Origin of the sequence: Streptomyces sp. NPDC007856, from assembly GCF_042868225.1 — a bacterium.
In the GTDB taxonomy this organism is placed as follows: domain Bacteria; phylum Actinomycetota; class Actinomycetes; order Streptomycetales; family Streptomycetaceae; genus Streptomyces.
Genome location: NZ_JBIAEC010000004.1, coordinates 99,885 through 125,983, shown reverse-complemented (window position 1 = coordinate 125,983; position 26,099 = coordinate 99,885). Strand labels below are relative to the sequence as shown.

General features: G+C 73.0%; 19 protein-coding genes and 3 pseudogenes. 12 read left to right on the top strand and 10 right to left on the bottom strand.

The window, feature by feature from the left end; translation table 11 throughout:
• Positions 1-33: 33 nt before the first annotated feature.
• Positions 34-429 (top strand): annotated as a pseudogene (locus tag ACFYOH_RS11875) (isocitrate lyase/phosphoenolpyruvate mutase family protein); the annotation flags it as partial.
• Here the strand turns inward: ACFYOH_RS11875 and ACFYOH_RS11870 are convergent.
• The 6 genes from ACFYOH_RS11870 to ACFYOH_RS11845 form a co-directional block, all read right to left on the bottom strand.
• Complete coding sequence (locus ACFYOH_RS11870) at positions 363-1,079, bottom strand: alpha/beta fold hydrolase (RefSeq protein ID WP_388624139.1); 717 nt, start codon at positions 1,077-1,079, stop codon at positions 363-365. The pseudogene ACFYOH_RS11875 and the gene ACFYOH_RS11870 overlap by 67 nt on opposite strands.
• Entirely contained in the window at positions 1,072-1,653 is a 582-nt protein-coding gene (locus ACFYOH_RS11865; RefSeq protein WP_388624136.1) for a TetR/AcrR family transcriptional regulator, read from the bottom strand. The genes ACFYOH_RS11870 and ACFYOH_RS11865 overlap by 8 nt, the downstream gene beginning before the upstream one ends.
• 291 nt (positions 1,654-1,944) lie before the next feature.
• Positions 1,945-4,821, bottom strand: coding sequence for a glycoside hydrolase family 2 TIM barrel-domain containing protein (locus ACFYOH_RS11860; protein ID WP_388624133.1), 2,877 nt, complete (start codon positions 4,819-4,821; stop codon positions 1,945-1,947).
• Between the two features lie 159 nt (positions 4,822-4,980).
• On the bottom strand, positions 4,981-6,828 hold the full coding sequence (locus tag ACFYOH_RS11855; protein ID WP_388624130.1) for a glycoside hydrolase: 1,848 nt from the start codon (positions 6,826-6,828) through the stop codon (positions 4,981-4,983).
• An 11-nt stretch (positions 6,829-6,839) separates the two neighbouring features.
• Entirely contained in the window at positions 6,840-8,081 is a 1,242-nt protein-coding gene (locus ACFYOH_RS11850) for an ROK family transcriptional regulator (protein ID WP_388624127.1), read from the bottom strand.
• Between the two features lie 154 nt (positions 8,082-8,235).
• On the bottom strand, positions 8,236-9,498 hold the full coding sequence (locus ACFYOH_RS11845) for an FAD-binding protein (RefSeq protein ID WP_388624124.1): 1,263 nt from the start codon (positions 9,496-9,498) through the stop codon (positions 8,236-8,238).
• Positions 9,499-9,656: 158 nt separating this feature from the next.
• Between ACFYOH_RS11845 and ACFYOH_RS11840 the strand changes: the two genes are divergently transcribed.
• From ACFYOH_RS11840 to ACFYOH_RS11805, 8 genes are all read left to right on the top strand, one after another.
• On the top strand, positions 9,657-10,331 hold the full coding sequence (locus ACFYOH_RS11840; protein WP_388624122.1) for a pyridoxamine 5'-phosphate oxidase family protein: 675 nt from the start codon (positions 9,657-9,659) through the stop codon (positions 10,329-10,331).
• A gap of 58 nt (positions 10,332-10,389) precedes the next feature.
• Positions 10,390-11,727 carry a radical SAM protein gene (locus ACFYOH_RS11835; protein ID WP_388624119.1) on the top strand — a complete coding sequence of 446 codons (1,338 nt, stop codon included), beginning with the start codon at positions 10,390-10,392 and terminating at the stop codon, positions 11,725-11,727.
• A gap of 237 nt (positions 11,728-11,964) precedes the next feature.
• Positions 11,965-13,440, top strand: a complete 1,476-nt coding sequence (locus tag ACFYOH_RS11830) for a cellulose binding domain-containing protein (protein WP_388624117.1) — start codon at positions 11,965-11,967, stop codon at positions 13,438-13,440.
• 517 nt (positions 13,441-13,957) lie between these two features.
• Complete coding sequence (locus ACFYOH_RS11825) at positions 13,958-14,266, top strand: hypothetical protein (protein WP_388624114.1); 309 nt, start codon at positions 13,958-13,960, stop codon at positions 14,264-14,266.
• Positions 14,267-14,666: 400 nt separating this feature from the next.
• A complete protein-coding gene (gene rsgA, locus ACFYOH_RS11820; protein WP_388624113.1) occupies positions 14,667-15,761 on the top strand; it encodes a ribosome small subunit-dependent GTPase A in 1,095 nt (364 codons plus the stop codon).
• Positions 15,762-15,842: 81 nt separating this feature from the next.
• Positions 15,843-17,246, top strand: coding sequence for a bifunctional transcriptional activator/DNA repair enzyme AdaA (locus ACFYOH_RS11815; protein ID WP_388624949.1), 1,404 nt, complete (start codon positions 15,843-15,845; stop codon positions 17,244-17,246).
• On the top strand, positions 17,243-17,791 hold the full coding sequence (locus ACFYOH_RS11810) for a methylated-DNA--[protein]-cysteine S-methyltransferase (RefSeq protein ID WP_388624110.1): 549 nt from the start codon (positions 17,243-17,245) through the stop codon (positions 17,789-17,791). The genes ACFYOH_RS11815 and ACFYOH_RS11810 overlap by 4 nt, the downstream gene beginning before the upstream one ends.
• Before the next feature lie 366 nt (positions 17,792-18,157).
• Positions 18,158-19,348, top strand: coding sequence for an SGNH/GDSL hydrolase family protein (locus ACFYOH_RS11805; RefSeq protein ID WP_388624108.1), 1,191 nt, complete (start codon positions 18,158-18,160; stop codon positions 19,346-19,348).
• Positions 19,349-19,366: 18 nt separating this feature from the next.
• On the opposite strand, the pseudogene ACFYOH_RS11800 reads toward ACFYOH_RS11805, so the two are convergent.
• Positions 19,367-19,698 (bottom strand): annotated as a pseudogene (locus ACFYOH_RS11800) (DUF456 domain-containing protein); the annotation flags it as partial.
• A gap of 181 nt (positions 19,699-19,879) precedes the next feature.
• On the opposite strand from ACFYOH_RS11800, the gene ACFYOH_RS11795 reads away from it, so the two are divergent.
• Entirely contained in the window at positions 19,880-21,397 is a 1,518-nt protein-coding gene (locus ACFYOH_RS11795) for a protein phosphatase 2C domain-containing protein (protein WP_388624105.1), read from the top strand.
• A gap of 474 nt (positions 21,398-21,871) precedes the next feature.
• Positions 21,872-22,345 (top strand): ATP-binding protein, encoded by a 474-nt coding sequence (locus ACFYOH_RS11790; protein WP_388624102.1) that lies wholly within the window; start codon positions 21,872-21,874, stop codon positions 22,343-22,345.
• Between the two features lie 93 nt (positions 22,346-22,438).
• On the opposite strand, the gene ACFYOH_RS11785 is transcribed toward ACFYOH_RS11790, so the two are convergent.
• Both ACFYOH_RS11785 and ACFYOH_RS11780 read right to left on the bottom strand, forming a co-directional pair.
• Positions 22,439-23,488, bottom strand: a complete 1,050-nt coding sequence (locus tag ACFYOH_RS11785) for a DUF2637 domain-containing protein (RefSeq protein WP_388624100.1) — start codon at positions 23,486-23,488, stop codon at positions 22,439-22,441.
• Positions 23,489-23,803: 315 nt separating this feature from the next.
• A pseudogene (locus ACFYOH_RS11780) lies at positions 23,804-24,252 on the bottom strand (iron-sulfur protein); the annotation flags it as partial.
• Positions 24,253-24,398: 146 nt separating this feature from the next.
• Between ACFYOH_RS11780 and ACFYOH_RS11775 the strand changes: the two are divergent.
• Complete coding sequence (locus ACFYOH_RS11775) at positions 24,399-25,196, top strand: GntR family transcriptional regulator (RefSeq protein ID WP_388624098.1); 798 nt, start codon at positions 24,399-24,401, stop codon at positions 25,194-25,196.
• A 72-nt stretch (positions 25,197-25,268) separates the two neighbouring features.
• On the opposite strand, the gene ACFYOH_RS11770 is transcribed toward ACFYOH_RS11775, so the two are convergent.
• Positions 25,269-26,036, bottom strand: a complete 768-nt coding sequence (locus tag ACFYOH_RS11770) for a hypothetical protein (protein WP_388624095.1) — start codon at positions 26,034-26,036, stop codon at positions 25,269-25,271.
• Positions 26,037-26,099 lie beyond the last annotated feature (63 nt).

Sequence of the window (26,099 nt, the reverse complement as noted above, 5' to 3'; positions counted from 1 at the left end):
ACGCCGGCGGACCCCGGAGTCCGGCTGGTGAGCGTCCCGCCGCGCCACGACACCTGCTGGCTGGGCGACGGTGACGGGAGGGACACCCTGCGCCGCCTGGAGGCCTACCGACAGGCCGGTGCCGACGGGGTGTTCGTGCCCGCGCTGACCGACCCCCACCGGATCGCCGGGCTCGTCCGGCACCTCGACGCCCCGCTCAACATCCGCTACCAGCCCACCGGGCCCGGCGTCGCCCAGCTCGCGGACCTGGGCGTACGCCGAATCAGCCTCGGCTCGCTGCTCTACCGGCGGGCGCTCGGCGCGGCCCTGGACGCGGTGACCGACATCGCCGCCGGACGCGCCCCGGGCGGCACCACCCCCACCTACGCCGAGGTTTGCGGACTGGAGCGCAGCGTGTCGGCGAGGAGGTCCGCGAACGCGGAGGGGTGATCCAACGTGCCCAGATGCCCGCCCGGGGACTCCGTGAACGCACCGCCCAGCCGCCCGGCGAGCGACACGGCCGTCCGGTGCAGCACCCCGTCGCGCGAGTCGGCGCCGGCGGCGAGCGTGAGCGTGCCCGGTGCGGCGGTGAAGGCCGGTACGTACGACGTGAACGGGCGCAGCACCCGGGCCAGGAACACGCCGAACGGCGTCGCCGACTCGCCCTCCGCGGGCGGGCGTCCGGGGCCGTCCAGCTGCCCGATCAGCTCGGCCCGCCGCTCCTGACCGTCCGGCAGCACCGTCACGCACGGCGGCTCGTGCGCGACCACGTGCGCCAGCCGCCCGGGGTGCCGGGCGAGCAGGTCCAGGGCGGTGATGCCGCCGGAGCTGGTCCCGAACACATACGCGGATCCGCCCTCCGGCAGCACGGCCTCCAGTACCCGGTGCGCGCGCTCGCTCCAGTCCGCCACCCGCTGCCCGGCAACCGGCAGGCCGAGCCGGCCGTGGGCGAGGCCCAGCGGATCGTACGTCACCACGGTGAAGTGCGCGGCCAGCCGCTCGGTCAGCGGCCCGAGCCCCATCGGATGCCCGGCCCCGCCCGGCAGGACCAGCAAGACCGGACCGCGGCCCGAGACGTCGTAGTGCAGCGGTTCAGTCATCGTTCCTCTCCCGGGGCCAGTGGGTGAGGGCCAGGTGCAGGGCGTCGATCGCCTTGTCCCAGGAGGCCCGTACGTCCCGGTCCGCGCCGAAGCCGCCGGCGGACTCCAGGGCGCAGTAGCCGTGGAAGGTGCTGCGCAGCAGACGTACGGCGTCGGTCAGGTCGGGCTCCTCCAGGCCGTAGGCGCGCAGCATGCCGTGGGTGATCTCAGCGGTGCGGCGCATCGCCGGGGAGCCGGCGATCAGGGACTGGTCGATGCGGATCTGGGTGGCCGCGTACCGGCCGGGGTGCTCCAGGGCGTAGGCGCGGTAGGCGCCGGCGAAGGCGGCCAGCGCGTCCTTGCCCGCGCGGCCCGCCACGGCCGCCGCGATCCAGTCGATCAGCTCGCCGCCCGCGTGCAGCGCGAGCCGGGTGCGCAGGTCCGCGAGGCCCCGGACGTGCGAGTACAGGCTGGCGTCCTTCACGCCGAAGCGGCGGGCCAGCGCGGACAGGGTGACGTTCTCGAAGCCCGCCTCGTCGGCGAGTTCGGCGGCGGCCGCGACGACACGGTCGGCGGTGAGGCCAGCTCGGGCCATGGGAAGCCCCCCTTCCCTAGTCACTCTAGGCTATACCCTAGACGTAACAGGAATTCCACCACGCCGGCGGCACCGCGGGCGCCTTCCGCGGCTGGCCGGACCTGCTCGGCCCCGGCATCGAGATCGTCCCCCGCGCAACTGCCGGGCCGCGAGGGCCGGATCCGCGAACCCCGCTTCACGACACCCACACGGCGCGCACGCCCCGTCCCGGAGCCTGGTCCGGTGACGGGGCGAACGCCCCACGACAGGCGCTCCTCGCGGGCGAGGAGGCCGGGTGTCCGGGTTGTGTGGTCAGTCGGCCTCCGGGGCGGGGGCGGTGGAGAACACGAAGGAGAACTCCGCCGGTTCGGCCCGCAGGTGGTACTGGGGCAGCGGGCCCGGGCCGCAGGACTGGGAGCCGATGCCGTGCTGGCCGTGGTCCAGGTTGACCCACACCGTGTCACCGGGGGTGAGATCGGTGCGGTGCGCGGCGGCGTCCAACTGCTCCGTGGTCCAGCGGCGGGCGGTGAGCCAGAACGCCGGGTCGCCCTCGATGCGCAGGCCACCGAGCTCGGCCCAGCGGACGTCGATACGGGCGCCGTTCTCCTGGGGACGGACGTACGGCGTCTGCATACCGTCCACCGTCGACTGCCAGCGGCCGACCGCCGACGCCGCCCTGGTGTCCGGATACGCCTCGCCGGGGCCGCCGCCGTACCACCGCACACGGTCGGCCGCGGACAGTCCGAAGCGGATGCCGAGCCGGGGCAGGGGGACGGTCCAGTCGCCCTCGGGGGTGGTGCGCACGGTCAGCCGCAGCCGATCTCCGTCCGAGGTCCAGCGGTACACGGTCGACAGCCCCAGCTCCCGTGCGGCCGGCGCCACGCGGGTACGGACCGTCAGGGTGTGTTCGCCGGTCTCCACCGCGTCCAGCCGGTGCCGCATCCGGTGCAGGCCGAGCCCCCGCCACAGCAGGCCGTAGCGCAGGTCGGGCTGCCAGGGGGCGCCGTCGTCGTTGTCGGTGGTGGCCCGCCACACGTCCAGCCGCAGCCCGGAGACGGACACGTCGCCCACGGCCGTCAGGGCGCCGGTGCGGGCGTCGAAGGTACCGGGGCCTAGGGTGATCACCCGGTCGCCCGACACCGGCCGGGCGGTCGCCGCGACCGTGGGCACCCGGCGCTCCGCCACCGGCACCTGCCCCCAGGCCACGACATGGCCCTTCGGCGCCCAGGCGCTGTCCGTCGCGAGCACCGCCCGGACCGTCCAGAGGGCCTCGCCGGCCGGCGCCCCGGCCGGCGGCGCGGGCAGCTTGACGTCGGCGGACTCGCCGGGCGCCAGCGCCGGCACCGACAGCGTGCCGGACTCCACCGTCTCCCCGTCGACCTCGTACGACCACGAGAACGCCAGCGCCGACAGATCGGCGAAGTCCTGCTTGTTGGTGACCCGGACCGTGCCGTCGCCGAAGTCGCCGGCGATGCCCACCGGTTCGATCACCTTCTTGAACTCGACCAGGCCGGGGGACGGCTCCCGGTCCGGGAAGAGCAGGCCGTCGCAGACGAAGTTGCCGTCGTGCAGCTCCTCGTCGAAGTCGCCGCCGTAGGCGTGGCCCAGCTCCGGATGGGCGATGCCGTGGTCGATCCACTCCCACACGAAGGCGCCCTGCAGCCGGTCGTACGACTCGAACAGCCGCTGGTAGTCCGCGAGCCCGCCGGGGCCGTTGCCCATGGCGTGCGCGTACTCGCACAGGATGAAGGGGAGGCGGCGTCGCTTGAGGGCGCCGCCGTCCAGGCCCCGGCCGATCCGCTCGACCTCGGCGTGGCCGGCGTACATCCGTGAGTACATGTCCGTGTCACGGCAGTTGTGGTCGCCCTCGTAGTGCACCAGCCGGGAGGAGTCCCGGCCGCGGATCCACTCGGCCATCGCGGTCAGGCCGCGGCCGGTGCCGGCCTCGTTGCCGAGGGACCAGACGACGACCGACGGGTGGTTCTTGTCCCGTTCGACCATGCGGGACGCCCGGTCCAGCAGGGCCGGGGTCCAGCGGTCGTCGTCGACGGGGTTGTCCCGCCAGCCCTGCTCGGTGAAGCCGTGGGTCTCCAGGTCGCACTCGTCGATCACCCACAGCCCGTACTCGTCGCACAGGTCGAGGAAGGCCGGGTGCGGCGGGTAGTGCGAGGTACGGACGGCGTTGACGTTGTGCCGTTTCATCAGCAGCACGTCCTCGCGCATGGTGGCGAGGTCCAGCGCGCGGCCCTTCTCCGGATGCCACTCGTGCCGGTTGACGCCCTTGAAGAGGACCGGCCTGCCGTTGACCTTGATCAGCCCGTCCGACAGTTCGGCGGTGCGGAAACCGATGCGCAGCGGCACCCGCTCGCCCTCGGTGGCCAGTTCCCCCTCGTACAGCCTGGGTGTTTCCGCCGACCACGGCTCGACCGGCATGGTCACGCTCTCGCCCGTCGCGATGTCGATACCGAGCCCGGAAACGGTTACCCGGCCGTCCACGTCGGAGTCGACGCGCAGGGTGCCGGTGCCGGACCGGTGGTCGTAGGAGGCGTGCACGAAGAAGTCGAGGGCGGCGCCGGCCGGGCGGTGCAGCAGGGTGACGTCACGGAAGATGCCCGGCAGCCACCACTGGTCCTGGTCCTCCAGATAGGAGCCGGCCGACCACTGGTGGACCCGGACCGCCAGGACGTTGCCCTCGGGCCTGAGCAGATGGCCGACGGCGAACTCGTGCGGCAGCCGGGAGCCCTTGAACTCGCCGAGGTCCGTGCCGTTCAGCCACACCCGGGCGCAGGACTCCACCCCGTCGAAGCGCAGCACCGCGCCCCCGTCGGTGCGGTCCGGCCAGTTCTGAGGCAGGTCGAAGACCCGCAGATGGTCGCCGGTGGGGTTCTCGGTCGGCACGCGGGGCGGGTCGACGGGGAAGGGGTAGAGGTGGTTGGTGTAGATCGGGGCGCCGTGCCCCTGGAGGACCCAGTGGCCGGGGACCTGGATCTCCGCCCAGTCTCCGGCGTCGTATCCCTCCTCGGCGAAGGAGTCGTCCTCGGCGTCGACCGTCGGTGACAGCCGGAAGCGCCAGCTGCCGTTCAGGGTGAGGGACTTGGCGTCCGAGGACGCGTACCAGGCACGGGGTGGCAGCGTCCCCGAGCCCGGCGAGACGTCCTCGACGTAATCGGCGACGGTGCGGTTGCTCAACGACATCGGTCTCCTAGCGAGCGGCGCGGCGGCGGCCCGGAGTATCGAGCGGTGGTCTCAGGTGCTGTTGCTCTGTGCCGACATGGTGACGTCCTTGTCTGTCGGGGGCCGCCGGGGCAGGGGAGTGGCCGGCGGCCCTCGGTCAGGGAAGAGTGGCGGTTACCCCCGGGCCCAGGCCTCGTTGGCGCCGCCGTTGCAGCTGTACAGAATCACCTTGCTGCCGTCGGCGGTCGCCTGTCCGCTGACGTCCAGGCACTTGCCCGAGGCCTCGTTCACGATCTGCCCGTTGCCGTTCAGCAGCCACTGCTGAGTGCCGTCGTCCTTGGCGGCCGCGGTGGTGGTCAGGCCCGAACCGCTCGCTGTCAGATAGCCCTTGGCGCCCTTCAGGGTGCCCTTCGCGTCGTACGACCACGACTGGCCCGACGCGCCCGTGCAGGAGGCGAGCGTGGCCCCCGAGGCGCCGGCGGTCAGGCACTTGCCGGACTGCTTGCCGACCAGGGAGCCGGTGAGCGCCGTACTGCCCTGGCCCTTCTGGTCGAGGACGTAGGTCGTGATGGAGCGGGCGGCCAGGGTCGTGGACACCGTTGCGCCGCTGACGGCCGGCTTCGCGACCTTTGCCCAGTTCTCGTCCGCCGAGGTCCGCACCGCCTGGGTCGCCCGCACCGGCGCCTCGCTGTTGAAGTGCAGGTTCAGCGCGGTGTCGGTGGTGTTGTGGTTGTTCACCACGACCACCCACTGCCCGTTCCGGTCGTACGACGACACCTCCACCCCGTCCGGGGCGCCGGTCACGTTGTGCGCGACCGCGCCCGGCCGGACGAACCGGCTGTACTGGCCGAGCGCGTAGTACCGCTTGGTGAAGTACAGCTTCTGGTTGCCGTTCGTCGCGTAGTCGGGGTCGTAGTAGATCAGGCCGTCGTTCCAGCCCTGGTCGTTCCTGGTGTTCGGATCGGTGCCGTAACCGCTGGCGAGCGCCACCCACCACTGGAACGCCGAGTCGTGGGCGACCGCGAAGTCCTTGTAGATGATCCGCGACATCAGCAGGGCGTTGTCGATGGTCGGGTCGTACTCCTGGTTCCAGCCCGTGGTGCCCTTGCCGAAGCAGCAGATCTCGGTGGCCCAGGGCGTCTTCCCGAGCGACTTCGCCGTTTCGTAAACGTTTCCGAGCTGGCCGTCGTCCGGGTTGTTGTACGTGTGATGGGCCAGCTTGGACACGTACTGGGCGGTGCCGGGCTGCGTGATCCACTGCGGGACCTCGCTGGTGAACTGCGTGGTCTTGCTGGACTCGTCCGCGATGATGCCCGTCTTCTGGTGCCGGGCCCGCTGCTCGGCGCCCAGCGCGCGCACGATGTCGTCGCGCTGGTCGACGGGCACCGGCATGCCCTCCTGACCGCAGTCGGCGAAGCTGTTGTCCGGCTCGTTGAAAGGGCTGATGTAGTCCAGCCGCACGCCCTGCCGCGCGAAGTGATCGGTCACGTCGGCGATGTACTTCGCGAAGTCGCTCTCGTTCTCCGCCTTCAACCGGCCGCCGCAGCTCTTGCCGTTGGTCGTCCACTGGGCGGGCGCGCTGTTGACGAAGGCGATCAGATCCCGCACGCCGTATCGCGCGGCGTACTTCAGGAAGGTCCGGCCGCCGTCGTCCCTGCTCCAGTCGTAGGAGCCGTCGGAGGCGAGGAAGTCCTGGGCGGCGCGGGCCGGAGTGGTGACCGCGACACCACCGCCGCCGATGTTGTACCGGTACGAGCTGAGGGCCAACCCCTGCTGGGAGAAGAGGAGTCGGCCGACCCGTGCCTGGACCTCGGGGGCGAAGTGCTGGAGGTCGTTGACCCACCAGGCGCCGGACGCGCCGATGTTGTCGATGGTCTGCGCGGCGTGGGGGGAGACCTCGGCGGCGGCCGGGGCGGCGGCGTCGGCACTCGCGGTCGGGGAACTGAGGAGGGCCCCGGTGACGGCAAGTGCGGCGGAGGCTGTCAGCAGCAGGAATCTCTTGCGGGGGTGAGACACGTGCATCCCTTCCGTCGTCATGAAGGCGGTGCGGTACGGCTCCTTGCGTTGCTGCCTCTTGCTGACCTCTGCCCGACGGACTGCAGCGCCCCCTCCAGCGCGAACGTGGCCGCGCCGAGGGACACGGGGTCGGTGGGGATCGGGGAGAGGACGATCTCGGTGGCGGCCAGCGGCCGGCGCAGCGCGTGCCGGGCGACGGCCTGGCGGACCTCGCCGAGCAGCGGCTCGCCCAGCCGGGCGGCGACCCAGCTGCTGAGCACGACCACTTCGGGGTTGAGGAGGTTGATCAGGTCGGAGATGCCGGCGCCCAGGTAACGGGCGGTGTCCCGGACCACCTTGAGGGCCACCGGATCGCCCGCGGTGACCGCGCGGGCCAGGGCGTCGACGGTGGCGGTCTGGTCCTCGGGGTGCAACAGGGGGGACTGCGGGCTGAGTTCGCGCAGGTTCTGCATGATGCCGGGCGCGCCGACGTACGTCTCGACGCAGCCGTGATTGCCGCAGTGGCACAGCCGCCCGTCCAGCACGAGCGTGGTGTGGCCCCATTCGCCGGCGCTGTTGCTCACGCCGCGGTGCAGGCCGCCGCCGAGGGCGAGACCGGCGCCGACCCCCGTGCCCAGATTGACCACGAGCGCGTCCCCGCGGCCCCGTGCGGCTCCGAACCACAGCTCGGCCACCGCGCAGGCGCGCAGCGGATTGTCCAAGTGCAGGGGGTACGCGATGTGTTCGGCGAGCAGGTCGAGCAACGGCACGTCGTGCCAGTCCCAGTTGGGCGCGTACTCGGCGACGCCGGTGTCCCGGTCCACCTGGCCCGGCACGCTCACCCCGACGCCGAGCACCCGGGCCGCCTCGACCCCGGCCTGCGCCACCACCGAGCCGACGGCCGCGGCCACATGGCCGACCACCTGTTCCGGGCGGCTCTCTCCGGGCCGCATGTCCTCGTCGGCCCGGGCCAGCACGTTCAACGCCAGGTCGAACAGCTCGACATGGACGTATGTCTCCGCGATGTCGACGCCGATCAACGCGCCCCCCGACGCGTTGACGGCGACCAGGCCCCGGGGCCGGCCGCCGGCGGAGTCCTCGAACCCCACTTCGGTGATCATGCGGAGGTCGAGCAGTTCGCCGACCAGCGTGGCGACCGTGGCCAGGCTCAGTCCGGTGGCGGCGGCCAACTCCTGCCGGGAGGTGGGAGACTCGGCGATGATCTGGCGCAGCACCTCGTAGCGGTTCGCGGTGCGGATGTCACGTGATGTGCGCTTCAATGCGGCTGCCCCTCCCATCCCGTCCAGCCGGACCTGGCCGGGGCGACATCGGCACCGGCACGGGCGCCAGGCTAGGGGCCGGGACGACGTTTCGACAAGGAGTTAGGAAAGGGGCTGGAGAAAGTCCGCCGCGGCGAGGTCGCGAAAGAGTCAGTCAGTCGTCCAGAAGATCCCGTACGAAGGTGTTCGTGAACTTGCCGGCCGGGTCCAGGGAGCGGGCGAGGTCGCGGAAATCGTGGACGCGTGCATACCGCCGACGGACCACCGCCGGTGGGATCTCGTACACCTTCCCCCAGTGCGGCCGTGGATCGAACCGGACCAGCGCCTCCTCCAGCCGGCGTACCACCGGCAGTACGGCCGCCTCGTCCCGCACCCAGGTGAAGTGCAGCGCCACCGAGTTCCGCGCGTGGGCGGGGCTGAGCCACTGCGTGTCGGCGGCGACCGTCCGTACCTCGCAGGTCTGCAGGACACCGGCGATCGCCGACCGGATGGCGTCGATGCGCTCCAGAGCCTCCACCGCTGCCGTCCGTGGCAGCAGATACTCCGACTGGATCTCCGCCCCGCTGCTCGGCGTGAACTCCGCGCGGAAGTGCGGCAGTCGTTCGTGCCACGGACCCGGCACGCCCAGCTGCTCGGTGCAGTTGCCCGCGGGCATGCCGGGCACCGGGTGCAGCGGCACCTTCGCGGGCGCCGCCCACGGGAAGTCCACCGCCGGCTGGTCGGTACGCCGCTTGACCCACACCTGCCGGAAGCCCGGCTGCCGCCAGTCGGTGAACAGGCTCACGCTGTATCCGGCGGCGGCCACGGCGGAGAAGTCCAGCCCCTCCAGCGGCAGTTCGGTGAACACGTGCTGCTCGACCTCGTACGCCGGCTCCAGATCGAGCGTGAGCGCGGCGACGACGCCGAGCGCGCCGAGCGAGGTCACGGCACCGTCGAAGCGCTCGTCCCCCCGGCCGATCGTCACCGTCGAGCCGTCCGCCACGACCAGTTCCACTTCCCGCACGGCCGAGGCGAGGGGCCCGTTGCCGACGCCCGAGCCATGGGTGCCGGTCGCCACCGACCCGGCCACCGAGATGTGCGGCAGGGACGCCATGTTGGCCAGGGCGAGCCCGTGCGCGTGGACCGTCCGGGCCAGTTCGGCGTAACGGACCCCGCCCGCGACCCGGACCGTGCGCGCGGCCGTGTCGACCTCGATCACCGGCGGCAGACCCGCGGTGGACAGCAGGACCCCGTCCGCGCCGGGGTCGGCGATCCGGTTGAAGGAGTGCCCGCTGCCCAGCACCCGCACCCGCGCACTGCCCGCCACCAGCGCCGCGAGCGTGTCGAGGTCGCGCGGACGGTGGACGTCCTGCGCGGCATAGGTGATGGTGCGCGCCCAGTTGCTGACCGTCCCGGCGGTCTCGGCCGTCCCTGTCACAGTTGCGTCCCTCCCGGAGAGTCCGTGTGCCCCGACCCTCTCATCCGGCATGGCCCAGGAGGGAGGTCGGCTGCGGATTTCGTTGTCGAAATCGCATTCATCAACGTATCCGAAATTCCATTGCTCTCATGAATGCGATATCGGTACCTTCTCGCTCCATGACTCAGGAACCGCTTCCCGCCCGCCTGCCCGTCACCGACCGCACCCGCCACCGCCGGCTGCGCGAGCAGGGCAGCCGGGAGCGGGCGGAGCTGGAGGCGATCCTCGACGCCGCCTTCGTCTGTCACCTCGGGGTGCTGGTCGAGGGGCGGCCCGTCGTCGTGCCCACGGTGTACGGGCGGGACGAGCGGTGGCTGTATCTGCACGGCTCGGTGGCCAGCCGCAGCCTCGCCGGTGACACGCCGGTGTGTGTGACGGTCACCCATGTGGACGGGCTCGTGCTCGCCCGGTCCGTCTTCGAGCACGGCGTCAACTACCGCAGCGCCATGGTCCACGGCACCGCCCGCAAGGTCACCGACCCCGAGGAGAAGCTGGAAGGTCTGCGCCGGCTCACCGAGCACTCCGCGCCGGGCCAGTGGTCGTACGCCCGCCGCCCCAGCCGCAAGGAACTGGCCGCCACCACCCTCCTCGCCCTCTCCCTCGAAGAGGCCTCCGTCAAGATCCGCACCGGCGCCCCGGACGACGGTGACGGCCCCGACGCGGCGCTCGGCCTGTGGGCCGGGGTCCTGCCGCTGACCACGGTCTGGGGCACTCCGGAGCCCGACCCGGCGCTGCCGGCCCGGGCCGCCGTACCGGACCACATCGCGCGCCGGGCGGGGACCCGGCACGGCTGAGCCGCGGGCGGGGGCATACGGTGTGAGACGTACGCCTGAACCGGGAGGAGACAGACGGATGGGCAGTCGTACCGCGCTGGTCGAGGATCTGATGGAGCGGTTCCCGCACGTGCCACGGGAAGCCGTCTTCAAGGAGGACCTGCTCCGCGGCGGCGTCGCCTTCGACCCGTCCGCCCTCAGCGACAACGAGAACGGCGAGGTCAAGCCGAAGTCGTACTTCATCTTCTCCTTCGACCACGGCACCCTGCCCGAACTCGGCGAGGCGGCGCTGCGGCGCCCGCCGGAGGAGATCATCCTCACCGGCGGCCCGTACGACCTGCGCCGTACCGTCGTCTCCGTACGGGTGAACCCGGCCTCGCCGTACCGGGTGGCGGCCGACGAGGAGGGGCTGCTCGGGCTCTACCTCGACGGGAAGCGGATCGCGGACGTCGGCGTGCCGCCCATGCCGGAGTACTACCGGCACACCCTCTCCAACGGGAAGTCCGTGATGGAGGTGGCCCCGACCATCCAGTGGGGTTACCTGATCTATCTCACCGTTTTCCGGGTCTGCCAGTACTTCGGCGCCAAGGAGGAGTGCCAGTACTGCGACATCAACCACAACTGGCGCCAGCACAAGGCGGCGGGCCGGCCGTACACCGGCGTCAAGGACGTCGAGGAGGTCCTGGAGGCCCTGGAGATCATCGACCGGTACGACACCCAGAAGGCCTCCACCGCCTACACACTGACCGGCGGCGCCATTACGAAAACGGTTGCCGGGCGCGACGAGGCCGACTTCTACGGCCACTACGCCAAGGCCATCGAGGAGCGCTTCCCGGGCCGCTGGATCGGCAAGGTCGTCGCCCAGGCGCTGCCCAAGGCGGACGTGCAGCGGTTCAAGGACTACGGCGTGCAGATCTACCACCCCAACTTCGAGGTGTGGGACCGCCGGCTGTTCGAGCTGTACTGCCCCGGCAAGGAGCGGTACGTCGGCCGCGACGAGTGGCACAAGCGCATCCTGGACTCCGCCGAGGTCTTCGGCGCGCGCAATGTGATCCCGAACTTCGTGGCGGGCGTGGAGATGGCCGAGCCGTTCGGGTTCACGACGGTGGACGAGGCGATCGCGTCGACCACCGAGGGCCTGCGCTTCTTCATGTCACACGGCATCACGCCCCGCTTCACCACCTGGTGCCCGGAGCCCACCACTCCGCTCGGCAAGGCCAACCCCCAGGGCGCGCCACTGGAGTACCACATCAGGCTGCTCCAGGCCTACCGGCAGACGATGGAGGACTTCGGGCTCTCCTCCCCGCCCGGCTACGGCCCGCCCGGACCCGGCCGCGCCGTCTTCTCCGTCAGCTCCTTCATGGACAGCCTGCCCGCGGTCGAACCCGCCGAGGCGGAGACGCCGGCCGAGGTGTGATCCAGCGCACCGGGCCCGCCCCGCGTTGAGCGCGACGGAGTCCGCATCCGTACTTCAGGCCGGAGTCGTGGGCTCGTCGCGTCACGCATCCGTCCCGCCACCATCGGTAACCGGATGTGAACAGGCCGCTTGTCAGTTGTGTCCAGGACGTGAAAGGCTCTGTGCCCTGCCGCGAGGTTCCCCGCAACTCCCTTCCGTCTGTGGTGAGTTGACCTCGCTCGTGGATGCAGGAGTCCCATGCCCGACCTGCCGACCCCCAAGGACGCCACCGAGTCCGCGCTGTTCTCGGAGGGCTGGGACGCGGTGCTCAGTCACGCGGACCTGTGCACCTCCGGGTCCCTGACGGCCCATCAACTGGCGACCGAGGCCTTCGCGCTCGGCATGCGCGAGATCCGCGCCGCCGCGAGCACCCATGTGCGCGGCGCGGGCCGCCGCACAGCCCGGCTGCCCACGATCCCGGGGCTGCTCACGGCCGTGCGCGACACCGCCGCCGCCTGGGAGGCCGACGGGCAGGGCCACAAACTCGACCCCGACCTCAGGCTGTGGCTCAACTCCGGCAGCGCCGCACGCTATACGGGACCACCGCTGGAGCGGCCGGTCGCGCTGCGCGGCCTCAGGGACATGCAGGAGGCCGACGCGTCGCTGCTGTGGCTGGCCGAGGTGGAGGCGCTGCCCCTGCCCACCGTCGCCCGTCGGCTCGGCCTGGACCCGGCCACGGTCGCCGACGAACTCGACCAGGTCCGCACCCTGTTCCGGGACCGCTGCCACCGCGCCCATCTCGACACCCCGATGGACGCGCGGTGCCGCTCCTACGCCCGCCTGCTGGACGCGGTCACCCGCTCCCCGGCCGCCGACACCCCCGAAGACCTCTCCCGGCACCTCGCGACCTGCGTGCGGTGCGCCGAGGCCGCCGCGTGCCTGCGGCTGCACGGCGGCGGGCTGCCCGCAGCGCTGGCCGGCGGGGTCATCGGCTGGGGCGGCCTCGCCTACCTGGAACGCCGCCGCCGCGCCGCCGAGGTCCGCCTCGGCGCGGGCCGCCCCGCCGACCCCGCCGCCGGTGATCCGCAGGAGGGCACCGGCCGCAGCCGTGCGCTGCGCGGCGGCCTGCTCGCCGCCGCGGTGCTGCTCTCCGCGCTGGCGCTCGGCGTGTCGATGATGCCGTTCGGCGGCTCCGGCGACGACAGCGCCGCCGCCCGCGACGACCGGCAGCCGGTCGCCGCCGAGCCCAGCGTCTCCCGGACCGGCACCCCGTCCGGCTCGCCGACGGCATCCGCCCCCACCCCCTCCGCCACGCGGGCCGCATCCGGCTCCGGCCACCGGCAGCCCGACCCCGAACCACAGGGCAGCACCTCCTCGGCCGCGCACCACCCCGGCCCCGCCCGCTCCAGCGCCCCCACGGCCGGCTGCCGGGTCGCCTACGACCTCGTCGACCAGTGGTCCAACGGCTTCCAGGCCGCCGTCACCGTCACCACCGACCGGCCCCTCGACGGCTGGACCCTGTCCTGGGCCTTCCGCGACGGGCAGCAGGTGGGCCAGATGTGGGACGCCACCGTCCACCAGAGCGGCGCCCGGGTCACCGCCACCGCCGCCGACTACAACAAGACCGTCGCCGCGCACGGCACGCTGTCCCTGGGGTTCATCGGCACCTGGCAGGGCAGAAACCGCACGCCGTACGGTTTCACGCTCAACGGGGCGTCCTGCACGGGTGGGTGAGCGCGCGCTGGCTCCCTGCGGCTGGGGCGAGGCTGGGCCGACGCGTTCGCCCCGCACGCCGCCGAAGGGCTGGCGCCCGGCCGTGTCGTTCGTCGTGGGACTGGGTCGCTGTCGCCCCGACGGTGATCCGCAGTACGTCCGTGCGGCAACCCTCTCGCATTTTTGACTGCCCTTTTCGCCACCCTGGTGTTGAGTAAGACTTCGCTAAACTCATTCATAGTGAAACCACGGTGAACCGCATGTAGGGCCGTCCAGGGGAGAAGGGCGCCTGATCGCCAATCAGCTGTGCAGGTTCCGTGAATTCCCTGTGATGGCGCTCATTTTGTTTCCGTATCTGACGTCGTTTTAGGGTCGCGATCGACCACTTATTTTTGCCGGGTGTACGACCAGTTCACGGGCCCCGACTGGATGCCGCTCGATGGCTGGAAGACCGAATGGTCATATCCAGAGGACCACGACTGGACCCTCGTCTCCCCAAGCCCTTGAGATTGGCAGACCTGTGAGCAAGCTTCAAGAAGTGCTCGACATCCTCGAGCGTCGCGTCGGAATGTACACGATGACCCAGTCGTTCAGTGAGGTCTGTGCCTTTCTGGATGGGTTCGACATGTGCTCGGAGTCAGCCACGATGAAGAAATTCCGCGCCTGGCTGGCCGAGCGCGGGACCGGCAGCAGGGAACTGACGTGGTGGGGCCTGGTGTTGTGTGAAGTGGACCCGGCACTGAGGGTGTCCGACGTCCGCTCGTTCTCTCCCGAGCAACATCAAGACGCGGTGGCGGCATTGTTCTCGCTGCTGCGGGACTACTTGCAGACACTCGGCACGGACTGACCGGCTCCCGTTGGCCGGCGGGAGATCACCAGGGTTCACGAGGGTGCCCCTGCCCCGTCAACGGCGGGGCAGGGGCACCCTCAGGGCCCCGGAGGCAAGTGGACACCGCTGTGGTTCGCGGCCACGCCCGGCCTGCCGATGCGACGCGATCTTCGAAAGAACTGACCTGTAAATCGGTGGCACTCGGGTGTGTGCCGCTCTAGGGTGTGGACTGCTTCGCGCGGTGGCCGTTGGTCGCCGCTGTCGGCCGAGTGAGGAACGGGAGGTGTGACCGATGACCGTCTCTGTGATGGGCGCTGCCCGCAACCAGAAGATCATCCACTCCATCTCCGTGGTCTCCGGCTGAACTCACCGCGCATCGAACGCGCCTGCCCGGGGCCACCCTTGTGAAGGGTCTCCCTTGACTTCCACCTCTGCAGTGTCCTCCGCGCTGGCTCCCTACGGCTGGGACGAGGCCTGGGCCGACGCGTTCGCCCCGTACGCCGCCGAAGGGCTGGTGCCCGGCCGCGTCGTCCGGGTCGACCGCGGCCAGTGCGACGTCGTCACCGCCGGCGGGACCGTCCGCGCCGACACCGAGTTCGTCGTGCCCCGTGACCCGATGAAGGTCGTGTGCACCGGGGACTGGGTCGCCGTAGACCCCGACGGTGATCCGCAGTACGTCCGCGCGTATCTGCCGCGCCGCACCGCCTTCGTCCGCTCCACCTCCTCCAAGCGGTCCGACGGGCAGATCCTCGCCGCCAACGTCGACCACGCCGTGGTCGCCGTGTCGCTCGCCCTCGACCTCGACCTCGGCCGGATCGAACGCTTCCTCGCCCTGGCCTGGGAGTCCGGCGCCCAGCCCGTCGTCGTCCTCACCAAGGCCGACCTGGTGCCGGACCCGCTCACCCTCGCCCACCTGGTGCAGGACGTGGAGACGAGCGCGCCCGGCGTGCCGGTGCTCACCGTCAGCGCCCTGCACGGCGAGGGGCTCGACGTCCTCGTGGCGCTGGTCGGCTCCGGTACGTCCGTGCTGCTCGGCCAGTCCGGCGCGGGCAAGTCCACACTGGCCAACGCCGTCGTCGGGGCGGACGTCATGGATGTGCGGGCCGCGCGGGACGTCGACGGCAAGGGCCGGCACACCACGACCACCCGCAATCTGCTCACTCTGCCTTCGGGCGGGGTGCTGATCGACACCCCCGGACTGCGGGGTGTGGGCTTGTACGACGCCGAGAGCGGGGTCGGCCAGGTGTTCTCCGAGATCGAGGAACTGGCCGAGCGGTGCCGTTTCCACGACTGCGCCCACGAGACCGAGCCGGACTGCGCGGTGCGCTCCGCCGTGGAGAGCGGCGAGCTCCCCCAGCGCCGGCTGGAGAGCTACCGGAAGCTGGTGCGCGAGAACCAGTGGATCGTGGCCAAGACCGATGCGCGGGTCCGTGCGGAGCTCCGGCGGGACTGGCGGAGGAAGGGCGCCGAGGGGAGGGCGGCGATGGAGATCAAGCGGAGGCGTCGGATGTAGGGCGCACCGGGCAAGCCCACCATCGCCATGTCCGATTCCCGCCAGCCCCATCCCTCGCCCCGGTCCACACTGGAACACGTGATGGACGAAGAGACCAGGTACGAGGCGGTGCGGAGCCGGGACGGGCGGTTCGACGGAGTGTTCTTCTTCGCCGTCGAGACCACCGGCATCTACTGCCGGCCCAGCTGCCCGGCGGTGACGCCGAAGCGGCACAACGTGCGGTTCTTCGCGACGGCCGCCGCCGCGCAGCGCTCCGGGTTCCGGGCCTGCCGGCGGTGCCGGCCGGACGCCGTGCCCGGGTCGGCGGAGTGGAACGTGCGGGCGGACGCCGTCGGGCGGGCCATGCGGCTGATCGCCGACGGCGTCGTGGACCGCGAGGGCGTCGCCGGGCTCGCCGCGCGGCTCGGCTACAGCGCGCGGCAGGTCCAGCGGCAGCTCACCGCGGAACTCGGCGCCGGCCCCGTGGCGCTCGCCCGGGCCCAGCGGGCGCACACCGCGCGGGTGCTGCTGCAGACCACCGAGCTGCCGGTCACCGAGATCGCGTTCGCGTCCGGCTTCGCCAGCGTGCGGCAGTTCAACGACACCGTCCGGGAGGTGTACGCCTCGACGCCGACCGAACTGCGGGCCGCCGCCCCGCGGGGCAGGGGCGCCTCCCGGGGCCGGGCCGCTCCGGGCGCCGGGATACCGCTGCGTCTCGCCCACCGCGGGCCCTACCAGGCCGCCGCCGTCTTCGACCAGCTCGCGGCGGAGGCGGTAACCGGTGTCGAGGAGGTTTCCGGCGCGCCGGGCGGCCGTACCTACCGGCGCACGCTGCGGCTGCCGTACGGCACCGGGATCGTCGCCGTCGAGGAGCGCACCGGGGCGCCGAGGACCGGTACCGGCACCCGTCCGGGCGGCTGGCTCGACGCGCGGCTGCACCTCACCGACCCCCGGGATCTCACCACCGCCGTGCAGCGGCTGCGCCGCCTGTTCGACCTCGACGCCGACCCGTACGCCGTCGACGAGCGGCTCGGCGCCGACCCCCGGCTCGGCCCGCTGGTCGCCGCGCGGCCCGGACTGCGCTCGCCCGGCGCCGTGGACCCGCCGGAGGCCGCCGTCCGCGCCCTGGTCGGTAAGGAAGGCGCGCAGGAACTGGTACGGCGGTACGGCAAGGCCCTCGACGCGCCCTGCGGCAGCCTCACCCATCTCTTCCCCGAGCCGGCCGTCCTCGCCGAGGCCGAGCCGGACGGGCCACTGGGCGCACTGACCGCTGCCCTCGCCGACGGCACCGTACGGCTGGACCCGGGCGCCGACCGGGACGACGCCCAGCAGGCCCTGCTCGCCCTGCCCGCGCTGGACCCGGTCACCATCGCCGCCCTACGCGTACGCGCCCTCGGCGATCCGGACGTCGCCCCGCCCGGCGCCGAGGTGCCGGACGACTGGCGGCCCTGGCGCTCGTACGCCGTCCAGCATCTGCGTGTGGCAGGAGAGTGGAACGACCGATGACAACCGTTTACTGGACCGGACTCGACGCCCCCGTGGGCCACTTGCTGCTCACCGCAGACGCGGACGGGGCGCTCACCTCGCTGTCCGTGCCCGGGCAGAAGGGCGGGCAGAGCGTGCAGGACGGATGGCGGCACGACGCCGGGCCGTTCCGCGCCGCAGCGGACCAGCTCGCCGCCTACTTCGCCGGTGAACTCAAGGAATTCCGGGTGCCGTCGAGTCCACGCGGCACCGAGTTCCGGCAGCGGGTGTGGGCCGCGCTGGACGAGGTGCCGTACGGCGCCACCGTCACCTACGGGGAGATCGCCGCACGGATCGGCGCCTCCCGCGCGGCGGTTCGCGCCGTCGGCGGAGCGATCGGTGCCAACCCCCTGCTGATCGTGCGCCCGTGCCACCGGGTCATCGGCGCGGACGGCTCGATGACCGGGTACGCGGGCGGAGTCGAACGGAAGGTGTGGCTGCTGACCCTGGAGGGCGGGCTCACCGGCTCGGCCCGGTCCGGCGGACTACAACACCTCCCCGGCCGGCCGGGATCGCCTCCTCGCTGAACGTGCGGGCCCAAGTCGTGAGGTCCGCCGAGGAGTTCGGCCTCGTCGTGCAGCCGCCGGTCAGGGTCGTGCCGTCGTCCTGGACGAGGAAGCCCACGGGGTCCGCCTGCGGCCGGCCGTGCGGGTCGGCCGTGGCCTGCGGCCCGGCCGCTGCGACGCCGGACAGGCGCGTTCCGCCTCGCCGAATGCGGTCATGAGGCCGGCCGAGCACACCCGCCCCCCCCGCACTTCGACTGCGTGTCCCAGGGCCGCCGTGCCGCGTCCGGTTGCGCCGAGCGGGTGGACCGCCGTCGCGGATGCGGTGGCGCGGCCCGGGCGTGTGGCACGGTCTGCTCCGAGGGGCAACGGGGAAGGGCGGGTGCGGAGATGGCCGGGGCCGGACGGATCCTCGCGGTGCTGTTGCTGACGATGCTGCCGGCCACGACGGTGCCGGCCGGGGCGGAGCCGGCGGCGCCGCACTGGACGGGCAGCTGGGAGACCGCGCCGTCGGGAACCGTTTCCGCACTGCCCGGCGCCGCGATCCGCAACGTCGTCCACCTCAGCGTCGGCGGTACGGCCGTGCGCATCCGCCTCGGCAACCGTTTCGGCACCGGGCCCCTGCGGCTCGGCGCGGTCACCGTCGCGCTGCGCCGGGGCACCGGCCCGGACGCCGTGCCCGGCACCCTGCGCACCGCCACCTTCCACGGCACCGCGACGGCCACCGTGCCGCCCGGCCAGGACACGGTCACCGACCCGGTGCCGCTGCCCGTCCCGGCCGCCGCCGACCTCCTCGTCACCGTGTACACCCCCGGCGACAGCGGGCCCGCCACCTCCCACCGGACCGCCCTGCAGACCAGCTACGTCGCCCCGCACGGCGCGGGCCGGGCCGCCGACCAGGACGGCGCCGCCTACACCATCCTCATCAGCCGCTGGTACTACGTCACCGGCGTCGACGTCCTCGGCTCCGCCGCGGGCAGCATCGTCGCGTTCGGCGACTCCCTCACCGACGGAAACGGTTCCACCCCCGACACCAACCACCGCTGGCCCGACCGCCTGGCCGAACAGGTCCTCGCGGACCGGCTCGGCGTCCTCAACGCCGGCATCTCCGGAAACCGGCTGCTGCGCGACGGCGTCGGACCGAGCGCCCTCGCCCGCCTGGACACAGACGCCCTGGACCGGGCCGGGGTACGGGTCCTGGTCGTCCTGGAGGGCATCAACGACATCAAGGGCACACCGACGGCCGGCGACGTCACCGCCTACGCCGACGCCTACCGCACCCTCGTCGCCCGCGCCCACGCCCGGGGCATCCGGGTCGTCGGTGTCACCCTCACCCCGTACCGGGGCTTCGCCGCCTACACGGACGCCCGCGAGGCCGTACGGCAGCAGGTGAACGCCTTCATCCGCACCGGCGGCGCCTTCGACGCGGTCGCCGACGCCGACGCAGCCCTCCGCGACCCGGTCGCCCCGACCCGCCTCCTGCCCGCCTACGACCCCGGCGACCACCTGCACTTCAACGACACCGGCATGGCCGTGGTGGCCGAGACGGTACGGCGGGCCCTCGCCGGATCCCCCTCGTGACCGCTCCCTCGTCACCGCTCAACCCCACAGCACCGCCCCCAGCCAGGCGCCCGCGATCAGCAGGCAGGCGAACAGTTCGGCCAGCACGCTGGAGCCGCCCGAGCGCATCGTCGTACGGAGGGCGGCCGTCGCCTCGCCGTGCCCGCCCAGGCGCAGCCGCTCGTGCAGATAGACCCGGCCACGAAGCCCAGCAGGGCGCCCAGCACCGGCAGCAGGACGAAGCCGAGGAACGCCCCGGCGCCCGCGTACACCCCCATCCGCGGTGTGGCGCCGCTCCGGCGGAGCCGGCGCGGGGGCAGGGCCGCGCGCACCGCCGGCGACAGCAGCAGCACCGCGGTGGCGCCCACCAGGGGCCACTTGGGATGTCGCCGGGCGGTCCTCCCGTGGGGGGTGGGGCCGCCCGGCGGCCATCCGCCCCCTTCCGTACGGCTGTTCACTCCCTCACCCGACACGCCGTTCGACGCCGCCGGGTGCGCCGGATTTTCCCGATGCCCCGTTTTCATACGGCCCGTGCGGTGGACAATTGGGGGCATGAGCCAGCAGGGGGGAAGGCCCGCCCGTCCTGAGGACGACTGGTGGGGACAGCTGTACGACGACTCCACCGAGGACACGGGACCCACGGCCGGGCCCGATTCCCTGGACGACCGCTTCGCCTCCGCGAAGCACACGGTGACGGGGCCGCCGGCTACGACACCACCGCACGAGGCCGTGCCGCCGCGTGATCCGGTGCCGCCGCGCGATCCGGCGCCGGGCAGGCGGAACGGAGACGGCGACGCGCGCAGTGCGGACGGTGGCTCGGCCCGGGACGCCGGAGGCGCGGGGGTGACGGACCGAGGAGCGGAAGGCGCGGAAGGCGCGCCGGGAACGGAGTCCCGGGAGCCCGCGGTGCCGACGCAACGCGCGGCCAAGGACCCCGCTGCCCCACCACCCGTCCCACCGCCACCTGTCCCCCCACATCCCGTCCCCCCGGCCCCGGCGCCCGACCGCCCCGACCAGTTCCCGTCGGCGCAAGCGGCCTCCCCTGAGCCGCAGACCCCGTCGGCACCCCCCTCGCCCCCACCCCCCTCCGCCGTCGACTACGTCGGCTCCGGTCCGCCCACCTACGACCCCGAGCCCACCGCGCTGCCGGTCGCCGATCCGGACGGGCTGGGGGAGTTGGTCGCGGACACCGTGCTGGACGGTGCCCGGTACGGGGCCTGCACGCTGCGGGCCGTGTCGTTGCGCGGGGACTCGGCGCGGTATCGGGGCGAGCCGCGCCGGGACTCGTTGCTCACCGCCCGGTTCGGGTCGGGGGAGCAGGCGCTGGTGCTCGTCGCGATGGCGACCGGAGTGCGGGGCACCCCGGCCGCGCATCTGGCGGCGGCCGATGCGTGCCGGTGGATCGGGCGGGCCGTGGGCCGCAGTCATCACCGGCTCGTGGAGGACATCCGGGCGGCCCGGCGCGGCGACCTGAAGTCGGGTCTGCACCGGCTGACCGACCGCAGCCTCGGCAAGCTCCGGGCGAGCGCCGACGAGCAGGGCATCGACCCGGAGGAGTACACGGCGAGCCTGCGCTGTCTGCTGCTGCCCGCCGACCCCGACTGCCGTACGCGCGTGTTCTTCGGCGTGGGCGACGGCGGCCTGTTCCGGCTGCGGGACGGCGCGTGGCAGGACATCGAGCCGACGGCGTCGCCCGCCGACACCACCGGCGATCCCGTCGTCGGCTTCGGCTCCCCGCCCCTGAAAACGTTTGCCGAAACTCCCGAGGGCGACCGGCTCACCATGGACTTCGGCATCCCCACCCCGCCGAGCCCGTACGAACCCGCGCCCGAGCCGCCCCGCGAGCCGTTCCGTTTCCGTGCCTCGGTGGCCCGCCCGGGTGATGCCCTGGTGATGTGCACCGGGGGCCTGGCCGATCCGCTGCGCGGCGAGGCCGCCCTCTGCGCCTACCTGGCCCGCCGCTGGTCCGGCCGTACCCCGCCCGGGCTCGCCGCGTTCCTCGCCGACGCCCAGGTACGGGTGAAGGGTTACGCCGACGACCGTACGGCGGCGGCCGTGTGGGAGGCGTAACCTGCGCCTGATCAACGGCCTGTACGACGCGCACCGCTCCACGGCCCCGGTGCTCGCGCTCGCCTCGCACATCCCGTCGAGCGAGATGGGCCTCGGCTACTTCCAGGAGACCGGCGGCGTCGGCCGTACGGTCCGGATGGCCCGCTCCAATATGGGCAACGTGCCGCGTCCCCGAATCCGGAGGCGGAGGGGCGGATTTCGGCCACTTTCACGGCGTGTGACGGTGTGCCGACGGCCGGTGCCGGGCGCATCTGCCTTGCCGTCCCGGGACGTCCGTGGCGGGCAGAGCCCTGCGGGGAGCCGGCCACCCCGGTGCGGCAGGGCCCGGCGGCCGGCTCGTACGCCGTACAGCCGTGGCCGAACCGCCGGTCGTCGGGCATGTGTGATGACTGCCCGTGTGCGTGCTGGGCATGGATCCCCCGTGAACGTGTTCGACCAGGAGGGGCAGGGTCCAGCGGCGTGCGGGCGGGGGTCATGAAGAGTCAGGCACGAGGGGGCGGTCCCGCGGTCGTCGGGGGCTCCTCGGCGACGACGGGGGAAGAGGCCGGCACCATCACGGAACACGCGCACCGGCTCCGGCGCAGGCTGGGGCGGGCGGATCTGAAGGCGGTGCCCGAGGCCCGCCGGGAGCTGCGAGAACTGCTGCGGCACTGGGGGAAACCGGGCCGTTCGGAGATCGCCGAACTCCTCACCAGCGAACTGGTCACCAACGCGCTCGTCCACACCGACGACGACGCGGTCCTCACGGCGGTCGTGCAGCCGGGCGGACTGCGCGTGGAGGTACGGGACTTCCTGGCCCGCAGACCGGAGCTGAGAGGCCCGGACTCGGACGACGACACCCATGGGCGGGGCCTGGTGCTGGTGCAGTCCCTGGCGGACGCCTGGGGGGTACGGCCGCACGGGGTGGGCAAGGCGGTGTGGTTCGAACTGGGCGCCGAGGCGGCGTGACGCTCCGAAACGGGCCGGGGGTGCGACCCGTGCGGTCACACCCCCGGCCCGTCATGAGCGGTGATTCCGACTGGACTGCCCTGCGCGGCGGTCCTAGCCGAACTGCTGCTCCAAGTCCTTCAGCTTGCGCTCAAGGGAGTCCAGGCGCGGCAGGGCCATGGTGTCGTCCTCGGCGGTGAGGTCGACGGTCACCTGCTCAGCGGACCCGCTGCGGACCGGCTGCAGGGAGGGTCGGGCGCGTACGGGCAGCTGTTCCGCGGTCGATATGGCAGGCTCCGCGGTCGCCGGGGCGGGGCCGCGCTCCACCGCCTGCACCTCGACCTCGACCTGCCGTCCGCCCCGGTTGACGAAGCCGCGGTGGCCCCGGCTGATGGCCTTCAGCTGGGCGCGCTCGATGCGCTGCTGCTCGCGCCGGCGCTGCCGCTGCTCCTCTTTCTGCCGCTTGTCGTCGCGAACCTCATCGACCGCCTCGTCCAGGCTGCGCACGCCCTCCAGGAGCATCAGCGACCAGGCCCGGTAGGTCTCGCGGGGGGCGCGCAGCCAGCGCACGATGCGGATCTGCGGCAGCGGACGCGGCACCAGGCCCTGCTCGCGCAGCGCGGCCCGGCGGGTCTGCTTCAGCGCGCGGTCGAACAGGACGGCCGCCGACAGCGACATACCGGAGAAGAACTGCGGCGCGCCCGCGTGGCCGACGCCCCGGGGCGCGTGCACCCAGTTGAACCAGGCCGCCGCCGCGGCGAACATCCATACGAGGATCCGGGAGCCGAGGGCCGCGTCACCGTGGCTGGCCTCGCGCACCGCGAGGACGGAGCAGAACATCGCCGCGCCGTCCAGGCCGAACGGCACGAGGTACTGCCAGCCGCCGGTCAGCCCCAGGTTCTGTTCGCCGAAGCCGACGAGGCCGTGGAAGGACAGGGCGGCCGCGACCGCCGCACAGCAGAACAGGAGCACATAGGAGGCTGTGCCGTAGATGGCCTCCTTGCGTCTGCGGCGCTCCTCGCTGCGCTCCCACGAGTCGTCCGCGCTCGCGTTCTCCCCGGAGGAGCGCTTGCCGCGCGCGAGCACCGCCACCGCCGCCAGCATTCCCAGGAGCAGTACGGCGCCCGGTAGGAGCCAGTTCAGCGATATGTCGGTCAGTCTCATCAGGGGTCCCTTGCATTGGGATAGGGCGTAACGCCCGCCATAGTGGCCCACTCCCGACGGCCCTCAGGGGGTTTCGGGGCAAGAGGCCGCCAAGGAAGTGCAAGGGAATGCCCTGGGCGGCGTTCTGCTCGAACTGCCGCATGAGGGGCGGGAGTTGAGTTCGAATAAGACTACCCGTACGGGTGGTTCCTCGGAAAGTTCCCGCGACAGGTGAGGAAGTTGTGAATCACCTGCCCGCGGGGCCCGCCCGTCGGTGGCCGGTCCGCCCCGGTGATCCTAGTGGACCCGGGACCGTGCTCAGTCCCTGAGGGGGCCTCAAGCCGCCGCGTGGGCCCCGAGTTTCGCGATCCGCTCGCGGTGGCTGGTGGGCGGCCAGTGGCACAGGTGCCCTCGGCGCGCACGGTGTGGAACGCGCGGCAGCTCGTCCGGTCCCGAGTGGGCAGCCGCTCGCCGCGCGGGCCGGTCGGCGAGCGCAACGGGGGCGAGCCGGCGTACGGCCGGGCCGCGCTGGGCAGCGGCCGCTCGGGCTCCCGTACTCCTGCCCCCGCCGCACCCGCGGCCCGAAGGCGGCCGGCACGGCTCCGGATGCCCGGCGACGGCCGCCCGCACCTCGGACCGCAGCGCCTCCGCGTCCGGTACGACGACGGCGCCTGGCGGCGCCGCGGCCGGGTCGCCCGGCGGCAGGCGAAGGCGGCGGACCGGCGTACGGCCGTACGCCCGGCGGTGCGGTCGTACGAGACGTGTGTCACGGGCAGCGGGGACACCCAGGCTCCGCCATGGCTAGGTAAGCCTGGCCTTGGCTACTCATCGGTGAATTTGAACTACCGGCTCGGGCGCCTATGGTGCTTGACGGACAAGTGACAACCCACCGTTAATGACCCAAGTGCCGACAAGCCGCCAGGAGGGACCCGTGAAGCAGCGCGCGCAGGGCTCCGCCGGTGCGGGGACGCCGCCCGGTGACGCCCGGGTGCCCGCGCAGCCGCGCCCGGCGGACGCCCCCGACGGCTTCCGTGAGCGGGACACCGCCGTGCCCGCCGCGCGCGCCGCCCGCGGGGAGCACACGCACAGTGAGCGCCCGATTCCGGAGCCCCGGCCGGCGGTGCAGCGCTCCTCGGTGCGCGGGCAGATCCTGGACGCGCTGCGTACGGCGCTGGTGACCGGGGAGCTGAAGCCGGGCGAGGTCTACTCGGGGCCGGTCCTCGGTGACCGGTTCGGTGTCTCGGCCACGCCGGTGCGCGAGGCCATGCAGCAGCTCGCCCTGGAGGGGGCCGTCGAGGTCGTGCCCAACCGTGGGTTCCGGGTGGTCGAGCGGGGGGCGCGGGAACTGGCCGAGCTGGCGGAGGTGCGGGCGCTCATCGAGGTGCCGGTGATGCTGCGGCTCGCCCGGACCGTACCGGGCGAGCGGTGGACCGAACTGCGGCCGCTCGCCGAGGAGACGGTACGGGCGGCGGGCACCGGCTGCCCGGCGACGTACGCGGAGTCCGACCGCGCCTTCCATCGCGCCCTGCTCGCGCTGTCGGGCAACGAGCAGCTGGTCGGCATCGCGGCCGATCTGCACCGGCGCTCGCAGTGGCCGCCGGTTCGGCGGGGCCGGGCGTACCTGGTGGCGGACGCGGCTGAGCACATGGCTCTGCTGGACGCGCTGATCTCCGGGGATGTGGATGGGGTGCGGGGGTTGGTGTCCCAGCACTTCGCCGGGGCCGGATGAGGGATTGCCGGGAGGCACGACCGCCCGCGGCAGTGGCGCCGCGCCGGCCCACGAGACCGGCCCCACCCGCCCCTACGCCGTAGCCACCCCCGGAGCCGGCGGCGCCAGCTGCCGTGCCAGCCATGTCGGTACACCCCCGAGCAGCCGGAACAACCGTCGCGCCTCCTCCCGCAACCGCGAAGCCTCCGGCTCGGACTCCGCGTCGGCCAGCGAGGCCAGCGCGGGGGCCGTGCCCACCAGATAGCCCAACTCCTCGCGGATCCGCAGCGATTCGGCGAAGCCGTGCCGCGCCTCGGGCAGCTCGCCGTCGCGCAGGGCGAGTCCGGCGAGGTGGCGCCACGTGAAGGACAGCAGCAGCTGATCCGCGTGCGCGGCGGCGCCCGCGTGCGCCCGGCGGTACGCGGCGCGCGCCGCCTGCGGGGAACGGGTCAGGTTCTCCGCGACAAGGCCCCGGCGGAAGTCCAGCAGGGCCCGGCCCGGTGCCCCCGGTGGGATCAGCGCCGCCGCCCGCCCCAGCGCGGCCCGCGCCTCGTCCGCGCGGTCCCGGACGCCGTGCAGCGTTGCCGTGTAGGCGAGTTGGCCGCGCTCACAGGCGGCGGCGCCGCGCTCCTCGTCGGTGTGCGCGAGCGCCTCCGCCGTCCGCAGGGCGTCCTCCGCGTGCTCCCAGCCCCGCTCGGTGTACAGGCACCGTTCGACCAGCAGCGCGGCCCGTTGCAGGGACGCGGCGGGGGTGTCCGGCGGCAGCAGGGCCGCCGCGTCCGCCCAGCAGGCCCGCGAGCGCAACCGCCATACCGCGGTCTGGAGCGGATCGTCACCGGCGGTCGTTCCGTTGCCAGACATGGCGGGATGCGCCACGTTGCCCTCCCCGAGCACGCCATCGAGCTGTTGAGTGGTGGCGGCATT